The following is an 18,422-nucleotide window of genomic DNA, read 5'->3' on the forward strand; positions in this document are numbered from 1 at the left end:
GCGAATGGGTGCATTTGGCGATGTGCCCACATCGGAAGTGGTGGCAATGTGCCCCAGCGGCACGGCGCCTCGTTCGACGGCACGGGTGTCGTCGTGCCGAGGCGCCTGAACAGCATTTCAACCGTTGAAGTTGAATGTCAAGACATTCTGATGAGGATCACCGCAGCTCGCTGGCCGCCGTATCGCCTCGCCGGTTGCCGTACCGCCCCGGCCGCCCCGGGCGCTCTGTGGGTAAGCCGCTGTGGGCAAGCCGTTCTGGTGGGGTCAGACGGCTTGTGTCTGGTCGAGCAAGCCGGACAGCTCGATTGATGCTTGGAGGTTCGCGTTGGCCGTGTTGTGGCTCAGCCAGAGTGTGACTGCGGCCGCGCGCACATCATCGGGTTCGCCCTCAACGCCGAGTCTCGTGCACAACCTGGACACGGTGAGCGGCTGGGGCATCTCTTCGCCGGGCCGCAGAAAGGCGTCGTCATCCCAGATTCGTTGATGGATGCTCACGTCAGCCTCCCAGTCAGATGGATTCAATGGCTCGCTCGATCGATCGATTCTGGCATGGCTCAGCGCTGGTCGAGGATGGCACGCAACGCGGCGACGGCGTCCTGGGGGTGTTCGACGCTGACGGCGAAGCGCTTGCCCGACCGTCGGGTGACCTCGAGTGCGTCGCCGCGGCGCAACACCACGGCTCGCCGGCCGCGTCGTGACCGCACGCCGAAGCCGCCGAATTCGCCCATCGGGTCGATGTCGATGAGTTCGACCGATTCGATGTCCTCGATCGGCACGCGGAATCTCGGAAGTCCGAGGATCGAGCGCACGGCGAGCCCGGTTCGGTCGATCTCGACGTTGAACACGCTGGTCGACGCGATGAGTACCGCGAGGAGGATTCCGACGAACGTGAGCGGTGCGGCGCTGACCAGGTTGTTGCCGAACAGCCACCGGCCGAGCCCCACCAGGAACAACCCGGCGGCGGCCACGCTCAACGCGATAAGCGGTTTGGTGGCGAAACGTGCGACCCCGTGCCACGAGCCGCCAGCCCCAGCGCCGCCATGAGATGAGTCGGCCGCGGGGATAGGGGTCGCCGAAACCCGGGTGCCGGGCGATTCCTGGGCGGGTTGGATGAACCACCCCAGCGCACCGACGGCGAATCCGATCGCCAGCGAGTAGACGGGGATGGCGAGGCCGAGGCGCACGTCGTTGGTGTCGGTGAGGCCTCGTTGGGCGAGCGTGAGCCACGTCGACAACACGGTGACGAAGGTGGTGATGCCGGCCGACACCGCCCCCATCATCCGATAGGTCGGCCCTCGGCCGCCTCGGCGGATTCCCGGAAGGGTGGTCACTCCGAGCAGCAGGGGGAGCCCGTATCCCAACACGAATGTGAGGGCGAGGTTCCACCACGGCGAGGCGAAGGAGTTGGGGCGTCCGTTGGTGCCCCAGTGGATGGCGATCTGGTCGGGCAGGTCGCCGAGGATGGCGATCTGAACAACGAGTGCGACGGTGGTGACGATCGACGGCAACGCGATGGCAGCGAGGCTGAAGCGACTGACGACCGTGGAGGCGTCGGGCCCCGGGGTGTCGGGCCCCGAGGTGCCGGGCGGCGTGGTCACGGTCATGCCGCCCCACCGAGCCCACCGAGCCCGCCAAGCCCGCCGAGCCCGCCAAGCCCAACCACCCCGATGTCGTCGATCAGCCACCGACGAGCCGTTGCCGCCGTCGTGAAGTGGTGCGAGCGGATGCCGAGTGCGGTTGCGGCCTCGACGTTGGCGAGCGAGTCGTCGAGGAACACACAGCGGTGCGCTTCGAGATCGTGCCGTTCGAGCAGCAGTTCGTAGATGCGGGGGTCGGGTTTCGCCATGCCCACAGCGCCGGACAACACGTAGTCGTCGAACTTGTGAAACACGGGGTAGCGCTCGAGGGTGAGGGCGAAGGTCTCGGTGCTGAAGTTCGACAGTCCGAGCACCCGGTGCCCGGCGGCCAACAGGTCGTCGATGAGCGCCTCGGTGCCGTCGACCATGCCGGGGATCGTTTCGATCCAGCGGTCTCGCCAAGCGAGCAGCGGCTCTTCGTGGTGGGGGTGTTGGTCGACGAGTTCGCCGACGACGTCGGCGAGCGGGGTGCCGAGGTCGCAGCGCAGGTTCTCGGCCGGGGTGAGCACGGTGGAGAGAAACTCGTCTACCGCGGCGTCGGTGTGGAAGAACTCGCTGAACAGCGCTCGCATCGACCACTGGACGACGACGTTGCCGAAATCGAAAACGACCGCGTCGACACCCGAGCTGAGGCGGGCATCGAGGCCCGTGCTGAGGCGAGTGTCGGTCGAGGTCGGCTGAGTCATGTCCAACAGGCTATGGCCGACCGGTGACAGCGGGGGTCGGTGACCAGCGGCGGTCGCGCTCTCGTTGCGTTCCCCGCGCGGGCGGCGTACCCTGCTGCCAACGGCCGAGTCGTGCGCACAGGGCGTGGGTGCGGCCGGGTATCGAAACCGCGGTTTCCTCAGTACGAACGAGTATGAAACGGAAACCAGTCATGTCGATGACCGAAGCACGCCGTCATGAGATGTACGACGGCTTGATCAAGTCGCTGGGCAAGGAAACGGCGGACATCTTGATGGAAAATCTTCCACCGGTGTACTGGGGCGACGTCGCCACGAAGGCCGATCTCGAACACCTGAACAACGCACTGTCGCTCAAGATCGACCATGTCCGTTCGGAGGTGTCTGGAGAGATCGCCTTGTTGCGTTCGGGTATGTCTGGCGAGAACGCCTTGTTGCGTTCGGACGTGGAGGGCGAGTTCGGCAAGTTCCGTTCGGACGTGGAGGGCGAGTTCGGCAAGTTCCGTTCGGAAATGGCGGGCGAGTTCGGCAAGTTCCGTTCGGAGATGGCGGGCGAGTTCGGCAAGTTCCGTTCGGAGATGGCGGGCGAGTTCGGCAAGTTCCGTTCGGAGATGGCGGGCGAGATCGCCTTATTGCGCGCCGATATGGCTGCCGAGATCAGCGACGCGTTGCGGAAACAGTTCGTGTGGTTCGTCGGAGTCGTCATTGGGTTGTTGGCAATCCCGGGGGTCTGGGAACGTCTTCCGTGGTGAACGTTCCGTGGTGAACGTTCGGCGGCCCACCGGCCAAACGACCGCGTAAATCCGCCCGTTGACCTCTTTGTCACGGCTCCCGTACAGTCGCAAGGTCCATCGGGAGCGTCCGCGCTCTACGCTTGGGGCTACGGAGTTCCAGCCATCGCGTTGAACTCCGAGCACTAGAGGGGAGTGTGTGGTGCTGAAGCGATCGAAGAGCGCGCCGAAGGCCGGTGAATTCCAGTCGAAGGGCGCTACGGGCATGATGCCCGGAGCGTCGGGTTCGGGCCGGTTGGAAAGCGAGCTTGAGAGCTGGTTGGGCGCCGAGCGCCCGATGTTTGGCGAGCTGGCGTTGGGCATGGGCGCCATCGATGCCGAGCGGTTGACCAATGCGCTGGCGCTTCAACGCGAACAGGGCGGCAAGATCGGCGAGGTGTTGGGGCTCGAGGAGCAGACCATCACAGCGATCCTGAGCACGCAGTTTGCGATCCAGGTCGCTGATTTGCGTAATGAGGAGCCACAAAAGGAGGCCCTCGACCGGGTGGGCGAGGAGTTGGCTCGCCACTATCACGTGTTGCCCCTTCGAATCGACGAGGAGAACCGAACCTGGATCGTCACCAACGACCCCCGCGACGACGAGGCGATTCGTACGTTGACGGTGCGTTGCGGTCGCATCGGCTTGTTGTTGGGCAACCGCTCCGATATCGAAAAGCTGCTGCACAGCGCGTATTCGGTGTTGAAGGACGCCCAGGTTTTCGTTCAGGCTCACCAGCTCACCGAGACGAAGTCGCCGCAGCAGCTCGCTGACGAGCCGACCGCGAGGGTGGACGAGAACGCCCCCGTGGTGCAGGTGGTGAACCGCATCGTCACCCAGGCGGTGCGCCAGCGGGCATCGGATGTGCATATCGAGGCGCAGACAAGCGGCATCCGCGTGCGCTACCGCGTCGATGGCGTTCTGAACGAGGTGCTGAACCTGCCGTCGTCGATGGGGGCCGCGATTTCGAGTCGCATCAAGGTGATGGCCGAGTTGAACATCGTCGAGAAGCGCCGTCCCCAGGACGGTCAGTTCGGCTTTGAGGTCGACGGTCGTCCGATCGATGTGCGCACCTCGGTGGTGGCGACGGTACACGGCGAAAAGATCGTGCTTCGTATTCTCGACAAGCAGCGTTCGCTCATCGGCTTGCGCGACCTGGGCATGCCCGAGCAGTTCATCGCCGACTACTCCAAGATCGTCAAAGCGCCGCTCGGCATGTTGTTGGTGACCGGGCCGACGGGTTCGGGTAAGACTACGACGTTGTACGCGACGCTCGCCGAGATGAACGATCCCACCAAGAACGTGGTGACGGTTGAGGATCCGGTCGAGTACCAGTTCGACGGCATCAACCAGATGCAGATCTCCGAGTCGGCCGGCATCAGTTTCGCGGATGGACTGCGCGGCATTCTGCGCCAGGACCCCGACACGATCCTGGTGGGCGAGATCCGCGACATCGAAACCGCGCGTATCGCCATGCAGGCGGCCTTGACGGGTCACTTCGTGTTGAGTTCGCTCCACGCGGTGGATGCCATTGCGGCGGTACACCGCTTCACCGACATGGGCATCGAGCCGTTCCTGGTCGCCTCGGCGGTGTCGGGCGTGGTGGGTCAGCGGCTGTTGCGCCGCAACTGCCCGTCGTGTTCGGTGCCCGAGAAGCCGTCGTCGGATCGGGTGCGCCTGGTGGCAGCCCAACTGGGCACGGCGAAGGCGAATTTCCGCCGCGGCGAGGGGTGTGCGAGCTGTGGGTTCACGGGCTATCGCGGCCGTGTGGGTGTGTATGAGTTGTTGACGATGAGCGACCGTTTGCGCCACATGGTCGTCGACCGGGCCACTCACTCGGAGATGCGCAAGGTTGCGGTGAACGAGGGCATGGTGACGATGCAGACCCAGGCCTTCCAGATGGTGGCGAACGGCCAGACCACGATTGAGGAAGTGTTGCGAGCCGTGTACGCGCCGGGTGTGGAACTCGGCGGTGACGCGTTTGGTGAACTCATGCCGGGCAAGGGGCAGATTGAGGCCACGTCTGGCGCCGACTCGACCGCACAGCCTGTTCTCTCGGTGGGTGCCGGACAGCAACGCCAAGCGTTCATTGCTGATGGCGAAGGCTACATCGATTCCGCTGACGCAGCACCGAATGCAGGAGCGGCCGAGCCGGAGCCTTCACCGGTCGCCGCAGCGACCTTTGATGGAGGTTTGGGATGACCGATTCGGCGATTGATGTCAGATTCCGCTACGAGGCGGTCAACCTCGACGGCGAGAACGTCAAGGGCATCATCGAGGCTCCGAGCGCGTTGATCGCTCGTAACCGGCTTGCGGTGCAAGGGGTTCGGGTCACCAAGATCTCCGAGAAAAAGGGGCTCCAGATGGAGCTCACCAAGGAGAAGGTGCCGCTCGTTGAGATCATGCATTTCTCGCGGCAGATGGCGACCTTCATCCGCTCGGGTATCCCGCTGCTCGAGGCTCTGGAGACCCTTGGCCGCGACGTCAAGAACAAGCGGTTTCAGCAGGTGCTCGGCGAGGTTGCCGAGAAGGTGGGTAACGATGGTGTGACGCTGGGCGACGCGATGGGCATGTACGCAGAGGTGTTCCCCAGCTACTTCATGGCCATGCTGCGTTCGGCCGAACTCACCGGCAAGATGGACGAGGCCTTCGAGCAGCTCTACAAGTACATCCGTCGTGACGTGCAGTTGCAGAAGCAGGTCCGCAAGGCGCTCATTTACCCGGTGATTCTGTTGGTGGTGGCCTTTGGTGTGGTGGCGATCATCGTGATCTTCGTGATTCCGAAGTTCGCGGAGTTCTTCGAGAGCTTCGATGCCGAGCTGCCCTTGCCGACCCGGATGTTGATGGCGGTAGCAGACTTCGTGTCATCAACCGCTGGCGCTGTCACCGGCGTGGTGCTGGTTGTCGCCATCATCGGCGGGATGCTCTATCTGCGCACGAAGGGCGGTCAGCGGAACCTGCACGCGTTTCTGCTCAAGGTTCCGGTGCTCAGCACCGTTGTCGTCTATGGCGCAACCGAGCGTTTCACCCGTGTGTTGTCGGTGCTCCTCGAGGCCGGTGTGCCGCTGGCCGACGCCATGCCCTCGGCGATCGACTGCACGACCAACGTGATCTTTCGCGAACGCCTGGCGGTCGCGTCGAAGAGCGTCATGATGGGCGCGGGCTTCGCAGAGCCGATCGCTCAGACCGAGTTGTTTCAGCCGACGACCATCTCGATGATCCGTGTCGGCGAACGTACGGGCGAACTCTCCGAACAGCTCAACAACGCCGCCAGCTTCTATGAGGAAGAAATGGATTACGCGGTCGACAAATTGACTGCGTGGTTCGAGCCGCTGGTGCTGTTGATCATCGGCGTCGTGGTCGGCTTCGTTGCGTTGGCGATGGTGAGTGCGATGTACGGCATCTACGGCCAGGTCGATGTGAACGACATGTAACGTCGACACACTTCAGGATTTCCTCAAGGAAATCCAACGAACGCCTTGACGGGCGTGACGATTGTCGCTTGACCTTAAACGTCATCGGTCGTCAATTCGTGCCGGGATCCACGAGCCGCACTGGCTCATCCGCCCGATAGGGCGCTGAACTGAGGGAGACAACTTTCATGAACAAGCTTCAACAGCGCGTTCAGCAGCGTGGTCAGGGTGGCTTCACCCTCATCGAACTGCTGGTCGTCATCGCCATCCTTGCCATCCTTGCTGGCGTCGTCGTGTTTGCGGTCGGCAACTCGACCAAGAATGCGTCGATCACGGCATGTCAGACCGAAGGTGCATCACTCGTCACCGCAGCGTCTGCCGCGAAGACGGCCAACCTTGTCAACACCACGCCTGAGGACATCCACCAATACCTCGATAAGGCTAGCGTGGCGGCTTTGAACTCCTCGCTCAAATACTTCTCGGTGGCTAGCGACCTGGCCACTGCGACCCCAACAACTGGTGCCGTGTTCACCCGCACGAACACTGGCAAGGTGTCGACGACGGATTGTCCCGCCCCGGGTGCCGTGTTGCCGTAGTCCACGCTTAGCGTGATCTGAACGAACCGGGCCCTTCGGGGTCCGGTTCTTCGCGTTTTGTGTAAGGTCCGTGGCGGCCGATAGGGGGATGATGTCGAACACCGAACTGCTCGAACCGCTGCTTGGATACCTGTGGCAGGTGGGCGCGACCGACCTGCACATCTCCGCGGGTGACACCCCGCGGATTCGTGTCGATGGTAAGCTTCGGGCGATTCCCGAGGCCCCGGCGGTCGGTGCCGAGTTCGTCGACCAGGCGATTCAAGGGTTGCTGAGCGACCTCGACTACCAGTCGTTTCGCAACCAGCGCCAACACGACTTCGCGTTCAGTTGGGGCACCACGGCACGCTTTCGTGCCAACGCCTTCTACCAGCTCGACCAGCCGGCGTTGGCGTTGCGCCTGATTCCTCATCAGATCCCCACGGCCGACCAGCTCGGCCTGCCCGCAATCACCAGGGAGCTGATCCACCGTCCGCACGGCCTGGTGCTGGTCACCGGCCCCACCGGTTCGGGTAAGTCGACGAGCCTTGCGGCGATGATTGGCGAGATCAACGCCACCAAGCCGGTGCATATCCTGACCATCGAAGATCCGGTGGAATACATCCACCCCTCCAGAATGGCGCTGGTCAACCAACGCGAGGTGGGCGCCGACACCGTCAGCTTCGCCGACGCACTCCGAGCCGCCCTGCGCGAAGACCCCGACGTCATCCTCGTGGGCGAGATGCGCGACCCAGAAACCATCGGGCTGACCTTGACCCTCGCGGAGACCGGTCACCTCGTGTTCGCGACACTGCACACCAACGACGCCAGCCAGACCGTCGACCGTGTCATCGACGTGTTCCCGGCCGAACAGCAGGACCAGATCCGCACCCAGTTCTCAATGTCGCTCGCGGCGGTCATCTCCCAGCGGCTGGTTCCTCGGGCGACCGGAGGCCGAGTTGCAGCCTATGAGATCCTGCTCGGCACCTCCGCGGTCGCCAACCTCATCCGCGAAAACAAGGTCCGTCAGCTTCGAAACATCATCGCCACCGGTCAGCGTGAGGGGATGATGGTACTCGAACAATCGCTCGCCCAGTTGGTGAACCAGCAGATCATCACGTACGAGGCGGCACTGGAAGCATCGGTGCACCCTGAGGACATCACCGCTCACGCTACAGGTGGGGCTGGCGGCCAGGCCCGTTACCTCTGATGCTTGCGCTGACGGCGAGTCAGGCATGGACCCTCACCGTCTTTGGGGCGCTGCTCGGTGCCGCCATCGGTTCGTTCTGCTGCGTGATTATCGAACGGATGCCCGTTCAACTCGATGAACCGAACGAATGGGGCGACGCCTTCGACACCCGGCCATGGCGTGAGGTCGTCGGCGGTGAGAGCCGGTGCTCGTCGTGCGGGTCTGACATCCGGTGGATCGACAAGATCCCCGTGCTGAGTTGGTTCCTCCTGCGGGGCAAGTGCCGAACATGCAGCGAGCGGATCCCCGGCTTTCACCCGGTAGTTGAGTTTCTGGTGCCAGTGTTGGCGGTCGGGCTGGTCGCTGTTGCTGGGTGGGACTGGCGGTTGTTGCCAGCGCTGTGGTTGGTCCCCGTGGGCGTTGTGGTTTCGGCAATCGATTTGCGCACCTACATCGTTCCCACTCGAATCGTCTGGCCAGCGTTCTTTGTCGCCATCGTATTGTCGATTGCTGCATGCGCAGCCGGTGTCGAGTGGAGTCGACTGTGGTATGCGGCCCTCGGGGTGGTGTTTATCGCTGGACCGCTCGCTGTGCTGTGGTTCATCCTCCCGAATGCCATGGGATTCGGAGACGTGCGGCTTGCGACTCTTCTCGGGTGGGTCGTCGCGTTCTCTTCGACAGCCAACCGGATCGCGCATCTCGGGTTCCTGGCCGCCATCTTCTTCGTAAGCGCGTCGGTGATTGGCATCACGATGGGCATTGGCGGACTGATGGCTCAGGGCCGCAAGGCCAAGGTGCCGTTCGGGCCAGCGCTCTTTGTGTCAGCGATGCTGCTTGTGGCGCTCTCCCAACAGATTCTCGACCCGTTCTTGTGACGCGTTCTCCGGTCGCGCTTGGCCGGAGAACGGAGTTTCGACAATCGTGGCTTGGGCGTGAGCCTCTCGTCGCGGCCGAGCGCCAGCCGTCGACGATGAGGCTGCACCGGGGTGTGGAAAAACCTGACTTGGCGTCGGTTACGTTCACCGCCCGGAGCGGCCACCTGGTGGATCTACCTCACCACCGCGAGGACTTTTCTTGGCCACCAACGAGGACTATCGCAAGGCCATGGACGCCACGGCACTCGTGCTGCGGCCGACTGTTCAACTCGTGGTCGTGCCGTTATCCCAAATCCTGAACAGTTGGCCGTTTGGGCCGGCCGTTCCTGCAGGACCGGCGTTCCCGTCGCCAGTTGCCGTGCCGTTGTGGTTCACCCCGCCGCCAGAAGCCTTGGTCGAACCGGCGCCGCCGGTGCCGCCCGAGGCCGCAACGGTTGAGCGGGTGTAGGTGCTGGCAGTAGCGCTGAGCGTGCCCGTGCCGACGTGGACAACCGAGATCGACGGACCGCCGGCGCCACCGCCACCGCCAGCACCTCCACCGCCGGCGCCGCCGCCGCCGCCACCGCCGCCACCGGCGGAGCAGCACGACTTGTCGCCGCCTATCGCTCCGGTGCCACCGTTGCCACCACGTCCACCGGCTTGGCCGGCGCCGGCGTTGCCGCCGGCCGAGGAGGTAACCGTCACCGACGTGAGACTGACCGAGGCGTTGCTCGCGTAGATACCGAAAGAACCACCGCCGGACACGCCTCCGGTGCCTCCGACACCGCCGTTACCGCCACCGCCACCGCCGGCACCACCACCGCCGGAAGCACTGGCGGTCTTGCCTCCGCCTCCACCACCGCCGCCGCTGCCGGCAACGCCGTTGCCGCCGTTACCGCCGTTGGCAGGCGAGAAAAGGTCGGAGGCGACCAGCGCGTTGGATCCGGCCGTACCCGCGGTTCCAGCCGCACCCGCACCCCCGGCACCCCCGGCACCCGCGCTCGTGCTGCAGCCCGTCGTCGATCCACAGCCGCCGTTTCCGCCGGTACCGGGCGAAGCGCCGCCGCCGTTCGCCCCGGCAGCGCCGGACCCGCTGTAGTTGCCGCCTGTTCCTCCGGATCCGCCGGCGTTGGTCGTGCCGGTCCCACCCGCCCCGCCGGCGCCAGGCGCCGAAGGCCCTGTGGCGTTGCCGCCGTTTGCCCCGTTGCCGCCAGATGTCGCTTGCGCTGGCGCCGTGGCAGGAGCAGAGCCAGCCACGCCCGTGCCCGCTGTCACCGTGCTGTTCGTGATCGTTGCGCTTGAGTTGCCGACGACACGTACCCCGTATGCGCTTGAGCCCGAGCCCTGGGCATTGCCCGAAATGATCGTCGAGTTACTGATCGCCGCAGACGAGTTGCCGGCGATCAACACGCCCGTCGCGTCCTTGCCGGTCGCGCTCGTCACGGTCAGGTTGTCGATCGTCAGGCCCGTCGAATTGGTGAGTGCGACACCGATGGTGCTCACGGTCGCGGTGCCGGTCACGCTGACGGTGATGTTGCTGAGCACTGTCGCTGGGACCGACGGGGACAGGTTGGTTGCGGTGATCCCGGCCGAACCGGACACCTGCACAATCGTCGGGTTGGGGGTCGCTGGGGTTTGAAAGCTGCTGTCCAGGCCACCTGTGACGGAGATTCCCTGTCGCATGACCACCGCGTCGGTGTAGGTGCCACCCGCGACCAGCACCCGGTTGAGCCCCTGGTCATAGGCCCGAGAGACGCCCTTCGAAATCGTCTTGCACGGACTGGTGATCGACCCACAGGCGCTTCCGTCAGAACCATCGGTGCGCACAAACACCTTGTCGGAAACGACGTTGACCGTGGCGAGCGCGGTGAACGTCAACCCCAACTGATCGGTCGCCACGAGCTTGACCTGGTACTGGCCGACCGCGGTGAAGGTGTGTTGAACCGTCGACGTTGCGCCGTAACCGCACAAGGTGCAGGCGGCAACCGCCGCGGTTCCGTCGCCGAAGTCCCACGTCGTCGCGGCGTCGTTCAGTGGCTCCTCGAACGACGCGACCACACCCGTGAAGTCCACCTGCTGGTTCTCCACCACGTTGATCGGCGGGGACGGGCTCGTGATCTGCGCCGTCGGTCGCCGAAGGCGCGGCGAAATCGCCGTCGAATACCAATTACTCCACGTGCCCTCGGAGTTCTTCACCCGAAGACCGACCTGATAGGCGGGACACGTGTCGAGCACCGTGGTGAACGTGCGTTTCAACACCGCACCGCTGGTGAGCGTCTCGGCACTCGGCCCGCCCGTGATCCCCGACCCGCACGGCAGGCCCTCGGTGGTGGGCCCGCCCTGGTCGAAATCCCATTCCCATTCAACGAGCGCGTTGCCGCGCAGGTCGCGAGACAGCGCCGGATCGAACGAGATCTCGACGTTTCGTTGCGCGTCGGCCGGAGAGAACGTGAACTTCGCCTCGGGCCTGCAACCGGGACGGCAATAGGAGTCCGACCGCCGAGTCGCCACGGCAAGAATGCTTCGCAGCTCGGTATTGGCCGACTCGATCCTCAACCGCACGGTCTGACAATCGGGGTCCAACGAAGCGCCGTCGGACGCAACACACGACGCCGTCGCCGCCGCAACCCCCTCGGCCAACCCCTCGCCGGTGGTCGCAGCGGTGGTCGTGGTGGTCAACAGCGGGTCGGTCTGCGTGAAATCGGTCGACCCGGTGACCTCGGCGTTCGGACACGCCCGTCGAAACAGCGTCTGGCCCTTGCTCGTCAACGCGGTCGAGTCCGCCGCGAGCGAATACACGATGCGCTGCTTGGTGGCGGTGACCATCACCAGCTTCGGTGAACCACCCGAGCCGGTTCCCCCGGGGCAATCGAGCATCGGCGACCCCGTGGTCGGCGTCACGATGACGAGCGCGGTCGCAGCGTCGTTCACCAGCGTGCGGTTGATCCGATCGGTGCCCGCCTGGTCGATCGCCCAGCCACGAACCTGGCTGAGCGAACGCATCGACGTCATCGTCCAACCCGCCAGGCCCGCCAGCAGAATTCCCGCGAGCAACGATGCGATCATCACCTCGATCAGCGTGTATCCATGCTCGTTGCGGCGCCGATCGGTACGGCGGTGCGACGACGTGTGGTGCGGCGACGCGGTCAGGGAACGTCGGTGCATGTGATCCTCCACACCATCGTCGATGGCCACGACTTGAACGCGCCACCCAGGATGAACACCCAGCCGCCGGTGTCGGCAACCGGGCCGATGTCGGCAATCGGAGCGGGGGTCGGCGTGTTCGGCCCGTACCACTTCGTCGTGGCGATGATCGAGCCGTTCGTACGCTCGAGGGTCATCTGGCACTTCTTGCCGGTCGGGGCGTGGAACGCGTCGGCGAACGGAATGGGCAGAGGGTCATAAAGCGCCACCGACTCGCTGCCGACGCACCCCTGGAAATAGAAGTGCCACCAGCCATCGGTGCCGAGTTGCTCCAGGAACCTGTCCGAAGTGTCGGTCACCCCGCCGTAACAGCCGAGCGTCTTGTACACGGATCCCGTGACCTCGATGGTCTGCGGGGCGATCGTGGTCGTGGGCGCCGGAGTGGTGCTCGTCGGGGAAACGATGGAAATGACGATCGGATCCGAGGCGCCAACCCCGATCAGCCCGAGGCTGTCGGTCAGGCGGAGCTCCGCGGTGTAGGTGCCCGAGGAGGTGTAGGTGTGTGAGGTAGTGGCACAACTGCCGTCGGTGCACGACACCCGGGGCGAGCCGTCGCCGAAATCCCACTCCCACCGCACGATCGGCGACACCACCGGGGTGGGGCTCGTCGACGTGAACGTCTTGGTGGCTTGGGTGATCGTCTTGGGCGTCCACTCGAAGGTCACCGTCGGAGCGAGCGGCACCGAACTCGCCGGAGGCACCAGCCACCGCTCGGTTGCGGAAACCGTGACTCCCGACGAATCGGTGATCGTCAGCGTCACCACGGCATCGAAGGAGTCCGAACGTGCCCGATACACACACCGTGCGGCGGGGTCGTTGGGGTCGGAGGTCACGATGGTGGTCAGACCGTCGACGTCGGGGTTCTCGGTGGAGGTGGTCGGCGGGTCGGCGGCGCACTCGAACCGATACTCGACGATGTCCCGCGGCGAAAACGACCCCTCGCCAGACAACTGGAACCCGTACAACACATCGCCGGCGGTGCTGATCGGAGTGCCGACCAACACCACGAACATGTCGCGGGACAACGGTTCCGGATCGCGCTTCACCACGGTCGCTTCCAACGAACTGCCGCCGGAACCGACGCGAATCGTCACGTCCTGGGTGCCCTGATCCACCCCGGACTCACAGCCGGTGACATCGACGACCGTGAACGTCAGCGCAGTGCCGCCCTGATCGATCTGTTGTGAACTGAGTTTCGCCGCGTTCTCGTTTTTGTCGAACGCGTCCTGGTATTCGACCGTGTCCGCGCACCGCACGTAGGTGAGGCTCTTGACCACCTCGCCCATACCCGTCAACGCGATGCTGAGCCGACTCGTCTGGTTGCCACGAGCCGTCGACATCGAACTCGTCGCCAGCAGTGAGGCCAAACCGCCGACCACCAGACCGATAATCACGATGGCGACGAGAATCTCGGTGATGGTCTCACCGCGTTGGGTGCGCGGCCGGCTCGTGCTGGGGCGTGGGGTGTTGGAGTGTGGCGTGCGGGGGCGTGGGGTTCGGATCATGCGCATGACGCCACCTCGCTCACATCGACCTGTCCCACCTGCCACGCGCACACCGTTAGCGTCGAACCGGTCAACGGGGCGGAACCCTGCTTGTCCTCGATCCGCACCCGTGCCAGGCCGACGAGCCTGCTGTTCGAGTGCAATTCGATGGTCGCGATTCGCCCGTCGGAGGGCACCGCAGTCAGCGACGAGCTTTCACACGTCAGCGAATAGGGGCTCGGAAGCCAGGTCGGATTCGTCGACCAGCGCCCGACGCAACTCACCCCGACCGCCGCGGGATCGAGGCGATACTCGCGCACAGCCCGTTCCAGGTGACCGTCGGCCTGGCGCCACGCTGCTTGCATCTGAATCGTGCTGGCGGTGACTCGATTCACCGTGACCGAATACGCAGCGATCGCAATCGCGATGATGCTCGTCAGCACCATGCCGACGAGAACCAACACCAAGGTGGCGCCGCGTTGCGTTCGCAGATCCGGACTGCGGCGCTGCCGGCGGTGACGCGCTTCCAAGTCCATATGTGTCTCTCCCAGCGCTCGGGGTTCGGCGCCGAATTCGACGAAAGGCCATCTGACGGGGTGTCAGATAGCTAGGGGTCCTGGGCGCTGTCGCGGTGCCGGTTCTCAGGTTGGCCCGAGCCGGCCGGCCGGCGAGTTCAACACCCAAGTCGTGAGTAAGCACACAACTTGGGAGTTGGGTGTTGCGTGCGGGCCGTGGAAGTGGCTTGGCCCGCCGATGTTGTCGGCCGGAACGCCCGATTTCCCGGCAATAGTGAGTCCGCTTGCTCCAGCTGGCGACGACCACGAGCCTTGCCGGATGTCGACCCTTGCGAGTGTTTTCGCTCAACTTCTTGGTCCCACACCCAAGTCCAACACCCAAGTTGTGCGTAGCTGGGGAGTTGAACTGGTATGCTGAGCACCCGGTTGCATGAAGGACATGACCGTTGGTGGACCTCCAAGACCAAGTGGAAGCAGCAGTCGCTCGCTTGAGGCGCGCTCGGACGGACCTGCACGGCATTGAGGCCAAAGCAGCCGCTGGTGGCCTCCCTCAAAGTTGCATTGAGTCGGTTTCGGCATTCGCCAACGGAAGCGGTGGAATTCTCCTGTTGGGTTTGGACGAGTCGAACAACTTCGCCGCTGTCGAGGTCGACCACGAACGTTTAGCCGCCGACCTTGCATCAGCTTGTTCGGACCGCCTGGAGCCGCCGGTCAGGCCGGAGATCGACATCGTCGTGGTCGACGGTATGTCGATCGTGGCTGCGGTGGTCGACGAACTCCCATTCGCTCAGAAACCGTGCTTCGTTCGGACCCGAGGTATCGAACGCGGGTCGTTTCTGCGCACCCACGACGGGGACCGCGTGCTCACGACGTATGAAGTCCACGTCCTGCTTTCCGCACGCGGTCAGCCACAGGACGATGCGCAGCCGGTCGCCGGCGCTACGGTGGCCGACCTCGACGAGGGCCTTGTCGCTGCGCTGCTTCGGAGGCTTCGAAGCACGCGAGGGGCAGTCTTCGCCAACGCGAGCGATGAGCAGATTCTCCGGCTCATGCGCGTCGTCGTAGATTGCGAGGGTGGCCAGGCCGTTTCGCTAGCGGGCCTGCTGGCCCTGGGCCGGTATCCACAGCAGTTCTTCCCCCAGCTGGATGTTACGTTCGTCGCATTCCCCACAGTCGCCGGTGAACCGCTCGCCGATGGAACGAGGTTCCTCGACAACCAGTCGATCGACGGACCCATCCCGACGATGGTGGCGATGGCACTGACAGCGCTGCGGAGGAACATGAAGCGGCGGTCGGTGGTTGCCGGTTTGGGCCGCGAGGATCGGTGGGAGTACCCGGAAGAAGCGATCCGCGAGATCGTCGCAAATGCTCTGATGCATCGCGACTACAACGCCCTTGCTCATGGAACTCAGGTGCGGATTGCTCTCTACCCTGATCGGATCGAGTTCGGTAGCCCTGGGGGCCTGCACGGCCCGCTTGCCCGCGAGGATCTCCAGTCCGAGCCAGTCTCGTCTTCAAGAAATGCCCTACTAGCGAAACTTCTCGAGGATGTCGAGGTGCCGGGGACCGGCCGAACCGTTTGTGAGAACCGAGGATCCGGCTTACTCGCGACCGCGGCTGCGCTTCGAGAAGCGGGGCTTGAACCACTGGAACTGATCGACCTCGTCCGCGAGTTCCGTGTTGTTGTCAGAAACCACGGACTGCTCGATGACGACGCGATCCGTTGGCTATCCGAGATCGACACGACAGGGCTCTCCGATCGACAGCGCCTCGGCCTCGCCTTCTTGCACCGGCACGCGACGGTGACGAACCAGCAATATCGGGCGCTGACCGGCTGCGGCGCGCTGGACGCGACACGTGACATTACGGGTATGGCCGCCAGGGGCCTGGTCGAGAAGTCCAACGATCGACGTTGGGCGAAGTGGCACCTCGTCGCTGGCGACATGGCACCGACGAGCCAACCTCAGCTTGATTTCGGTGAGAAATCGAGACCGGCGACACGCAGAGGTCAGACGCGCGGTGACCGGCGGGGCGAGATAGCGTCGCTCCTCAGCAATGGCCCCCTGAGCACTCGCGACCTGGCAAACCAACTCAACATGAGCCCACAAGGGGTCAGGAATTGGATCCTTCGCATGGAGGCCGACGGTCAGGTTCGTGGGACGGTCTCGAATCGCAAAAGTCCAAAGAACCGGTGGATGCTCGTGACGTAGAGCGTTCGCGCCAACGTTCGGCTCGAACGTCGGTGGCTGGCGCGGGTGTGCGCTGGGGCGGCGGGCGGCGGTCGGCGGCTTTCAGCGCGTGTACGCGAGGATGAGTCCGACGGTTGCGATCGTGCCAGCCTGCATCGCGACCATGGTGCCGACCACCCATCGGAGTTGCTTGGCGAAGCCCGTCGCCATCGCCGCGTCGATCTTGTCGAACCGGGCGTCGATCTTGTCGAACCGCGCGTCGGTCTTGTCGAACCGGGCGTCGACCTTGTCGAATCGCGCATCGGTCTTGTCGAATCGAGCGTCCAGTTCGGTGCGCAGGTTGTCGAGGTCGGTTTTGGTAGCGAGTTCGGCAGCGCCTTTTGTGGGGAGGTGTTCCATGAGAGTGTTCGCCGATTCTTCGCCGAGTGCGGCGGTGAGGTCTTTGTGCATTGCGAGTCGGCTCGCGTCGGTGACAGCCATGTTGGTTCCTTCGTCGATGTGATCGTGGAGGAAACCGATTGCCGGGTTTCGAACGGCGCACAGGTCGGAGCCAACTGGCGGCGATCTGCGGTGCATTCGCCATGGTACCCACGCGTTCGGTACACGCAAGCTCGCGGGCGGTGCTCAAACCACCCGCGTTCAGCCTTGGCCCTCAGCCCGAGGCTCGAGCGTCAGCCCCGGAATGGTGCGAGGGCCCGGTACTGGTCGGCGGTCGAGATCATGTCGTCATACAGCCCGCCGCCGTACGCCCCGCGAAGCTTCGCACCGAACACGAAGCGGTTGACGTCGTCGATGCTCGACGTGTTCGACAGTCCACCGATGGCGTGAATCGGCGCGTTCGGGTTGTTGAGGTTGGTTCGGATGCGATCGATGTTTTCGGTCGTGTAGCGGAACGCGTCTCGCCACTCCGAGGTCGCACTGCGGTTCGTCCAATACCCCATCGGCATCCACACGTCATAGAACGGCGCCAGTTCGGTCCACGGGAACTGCGGCCAGTAGTTGAGGTTGAGCACCTCGGTCACCACGGGCGGCAACACGATCGCACCCAGCGGCATCGACGGATACGCCGCCCGCAGCCACTGCGACAGCGACACCAGGCGTGCGTTGCGGGTGGCGAGATCGACCACGGTCGATTCGATGTCCACCCCGATGCCATCGAGGCCCAACTCGGCGGTCTTGGCGAGCAGGTTCTGGTCGACGGCGGGATTCTCGAAGGTCGGCAGATACCAGCCGAACACCTTCATCCCCTTGCTGCGCGCTCGGCTGATGATGCGATTGAGCAGGTCGCGGTCGAGCACGTCGGTGCCGAAGTCGACCTTCGCGGTCTGGATCCACAACGCCGTGATGCCCGCATCGGCCATGCGATCGATGCGGTCGAGGGTGAACGGCGCGGTCGCCCCCGGGGACTTGAAGTTCACCCACGTCGGTGACCAGTCGTAGACGTCAACCCACGCGCTGGTACCCCGGGTGACCTCGGCTCGGGCCGCGCTCGACGCCGCTCGTTCCTGTTCGGCCTGCACCCTCGCCATCAGCTCGGCGTACTGACCGAAGGTCATGATGCGGGTCCACTTGCCGTTCTTGCACTGCAGGATGTGGGTGGCGTCGCGGCCGAACCCGCTGCCGGTGCAGCGCCGACCCGCCACCGCCACATCGCATGCGGTTGCGGTCACCAGCAACGCGGCGGCGATCAACACGACCACCGACCGACGTGCGCGGCGGGGAGTGTGCTGGGGCTGACGGTTCGTGTGGAGGCGGACGTCGGGGAGATTCATGGTGCGCGAGCGTACCCACGCCACCGTCGCTGGCTGGCGCGGTCGGCTGGCTCTGTCCGCGAACTTTGTGCTGAAAGTGACACGTCATGTCACTTTCAGCACAAAGTTCGCGGGCCGACGGCGATGGTGGCCCGCGAGGCGG

At 64.5% G+C, this 18,422-nt stretch carries 14 protein-coding genes and 1 pseudogene; 7 read left to right on the plus strand and 8 right to left on the minus strand.

The window, feature by feature from the left end:
- Nucleotides 1–264 precede the first annotated feature (264 nt).
- Genes M9952_14635 through M9952_14645 form a run of 3 tightly spaced genes read right to left on the minus strand, consistent with a single transcriptional unit; the run spans nt 265 to nt 2,323 of the window.
- Nucleotides 265–495, minus strand: coding sequence for a hypothetical protein (locus M9952_14635; protein MCO5314160.1), 231 nt, complete (start codon nt 493–495; stop codon nt 265–267).
- A 59-nt stretch (nt 496–554) separates the two neighbouring features.
- The gene (locus M9952_14640) at nt 555–1,604 is read right to left on the minus strand and encodes a DUF1648 domain-containing protein (protein MCO5314161.1); all 1,050 of its coding nucleotides are present in this window, start codon (nt 1,602–1,604) and stop codon (nt 555–557) included.
- Nucleotides 1,601–2,323 carry an HAD family phosphatase gene (locus M9952_14645; protein ID MCO5314162.1) on the minus strand — a complete coding sequence of 241 codons (723 nt, stop codon included), beginning with the start codon at nt 2,321–2,323 and terminating at the stop codon, nt 1,601–1,603. Before M9952_14645 ends, M9952_14640 begins: the two co-directional genes overlap by 4 nt.
- 191 nt (nt 2,324–2,514) lie before the next feature.
- Between M9952_14645 and M9952_14650 the strand changes: the two genes are divergently transcribed.
- The 6 genes from M9952_14650 (at nt 2,515) to M9952_14675 (ending at nt 9,137) form a co-directional block, all read left to right on the plus strand.
- Nucleotides 2,515–3,072: a hypothetical protein gene (locus M9952_14650; protein MCO5314163.1), complete on the plus strand. Its 558-nt coding sequence runs from the start codon at nt 2,515–2,517 to the stop codon at nt 3,070–3,072.
- A gap of 181 nt (nt 3,073–3,253) precedes the next feature.
- Nucleotides 3,254–5,290 (plus strand): GspE/PulE family protein, encoded by a 2,037-nt coding sequence (locus M9952_14655; GenBank protein ID MCO5314164.1) that lies wholly within the window; start codon nt 3,254–3,256, stop codon nt 5,288–5,290.
- The gene (locus M9952_14660) at nt 5,287–6,522 is read left to right on the plus strand and encodes a type II secretion system F family protein (GenBank protein MCO5314165.1); all 1,236 of its coding nucleotides are present in this window, start codon (nt 5,287–5,289) and stop codon (nt 6,520–6,522) included. The genes M9952_14655 and M9952_14660 overlap by 4 nt, the downstream gene beginning before the upstream one ends.
- Nucleotides 6,523–6,689: 167 nt before the next feature.
- Nucleotides 6,690–7,097, plus strand: coding sequence for a type II secretion system GspH family protein (locus tag M9952_14665; protein MCO5314166.1), 408 nt, complete (start codon nt 6,690–6,692; stop codon nt 7,095–7,097).
- Nucleotides 7,098–7,188: 91 nt separating this feature from the next.
- Nucleotides 7,189–8,283 carry a type IV pilus twitching motility protein PilT gene (locus tag M9952_14670; protein MCO5314167.1) on the plus strand — a complete coding sequence of 365 codons (1,095 nt, stop codon included), beginning with the start codon at nt 7,189–7,191 and terminating at the stop codon, nt 8,281–8,283.
- On the plus strand, nt 8,283–9,137 hold the full coding sequence (locus tag M9952_14675) for a prepilin peptidase (GenBank protein MCO5314168.1): 855 nt from the start codon (nt 8,283–8,285) through the stop codon (nt 9,135–9,137). The genes M9952_14670 and M9952_14675 overlap by 1 nt, the downstream gene beginning before the upstream one ends.
- 1,890 nt (nt 9,138–11,027) lie before the next feature.
- Here the strand turns inward: M9952_14675 and M9952_14680 are convergent.
- The 3 genes and pseudogenes from M9952_14680 to M9952_14690 form a co-directional block, all read right to left on the minus strand.
- Nucleotides 11,028–12,182, minus strand: a pseudogene (locus M9952_14680) (PKD domain-containing protein).
- A gap of 80 nt (nt 12,183–12,262) precedes the next feature.
- Nucleotides 12,263–13,831 carry a PKD domain-containing protein gene (locus M9952_14685; GenBank protein ID MCO5314169.1) on the minus strand — a complete coding sequence of 523 codons (1,569 nt, stop codon included), beginning with the start codon at nt 13,829–13,831 and terminating at the stop codon, nt 12,263–12,265.
- Nucleotides 13,822–14,340 (minus strand): hypothetical protein, encoded by a 519-nt coding sequence (locus tag M9952_14690; protein ID MCO5314170.1) that lies wholly within the window; start codon nt 14,338–14,340, stop codon nt 13,822–13,824. Before M9952_14690 ends, M9952_14685 begins: the two co-directional genes overlap by 10 nt.
- 839 nt (nt 14,341–15,179) lie before the next feature.
- On the opposite strand from M9952_14690, the gene M9952_14695 reads away from it, so the two are divergent.
- Complete coding sequence (locus M9952_14695; protein ID MCO5314171.1) at nt 15,180–16,529, plus strand: winged helix-turn-helix transcriptional regulator; 1,350 nt, start codon at nt 15,180–15,182, stop codon at nt 16,527–16,529.
- A gap of 81 nt (nt 16,530–16,610) precedes the next feature.
- On the opposite strand, the gene M9952_14700 is transcribed toward M9952_14695, so the two are convergent.
- Both M9952_14700 and M9952_14705 read right to left on the minus strand, forming a co-directional pair.
- Complete coding sequence (locus M9952_14700) at nt 16,611–16,988, minus strand: hypothetical protein (protein MCO5314172.1); 378 nt, start codon at nt 16,986–16,988, stop codon at nt 16,611–16,613.
- A gap of 191 nt (nt 16,989–17,179) precedes the next feature.
- Nucleotides 17,180–18,280 carry a hypothetical protein gene (locus M9952_14705; protein ID MCO5314173.1) on the minus strand — a complete coding sequence of 367 codons (1,101 nt, stop codon included), beginning with the start codon at nt 18,278–18,280 and terminating at the stop codon, nt 17,180–17,182.
- Nucleotides 18,281–18,422: the final 142 nt, after the last annotated feature.

Source organism: Microthrixaceae bacterium (genome assembly GCA_023957975.1).
In the GTDB taxonomy this organism is placed as follows: Bacteria; Actinomycetota; Acidimicrobiia; order Acidimicrobiales; family Microtrichaceae; genus JAMLGM01.

Excerpts from the sequence above, each read along its gene's own strand:
- M9952_14640 (MCO5314161.1), bottom strand. The coding sequence starts at position 1,604 with ATGACCGTGACCACGCCGCCCGGCACCTCGGGGCCCGACACCCCGGGG.
- M9952_14645 (MCO5314162.1), bottom strand. The coding sequence starts at position 2,323 with ATGACTCAGCCGACCTCGACCGACACTCGCCTCAGCACGGGCCTCGAT.
- M9952_14650 (MCO5314163.1), top strand. The coding sequence starts at position 2,515 with ATGTCGATGACCGAAGCACGCCGTCATGAGATGTACGACGGCTTGATC.
- M9952_14660 (MCO5314165.1), top strand. The coding sequence starts at position 5,287 with ATGACCGATTCGGCGATTGATGTCAGATTCCGCTACGAGGCGGTCAAC.
- M9952_14665 (MCO5314166.1), top strand. The coding sequence starts at position 6,690 with ATGAACAAGCTTCAACAGCGCGTTCAGCAGCGTGGTCAGGGTGGCTTC.
- M9952_14670 (MCO5314167.1), top strand. The coding sequence starts at position 7,189 with ATGTCGAACACCGAACTGCTCGAACCGCTGCTTGGATACCTGTGGCAG.
- M9952_14675 (MCO5314168.1), top strand. The coding sequence starts at position 8,283 with ATGCTTGCGCTGACGGCGAGTCAGGCATGGACCCTCACCGTCTTTGGG.
- M9952_14685 (MCO5314169.1), bottom strand. The coding sequence starts at position 13,831 with ATGCGCATGATCCGAACCCCACGCCCCCGCACGCCACACTCCAACACC.
- M9952_14690 (MCO5314170.1), bottom strand. The coding sequence starts at position 14,340 with ATGGACTTGGAAGCGCGTCACCGCCGGCAGCGCCGCAGTCCGGATCTG.
- M9952_14700 (MCO5314172.1), bottom strand. The coding sequence starts at position 16,988 with ATGGCTGTCACCGACGCGAGCCGACTCGCAATGCACAAAGACCTCACC.
- M9952_14705 (MCO5314173.1), bottom strand. The coding sequence starts at position 18,280 with ATGAATCTCCCCGACGTCCGCCTCCACACGAACCGTCAGCCCCAGCAC.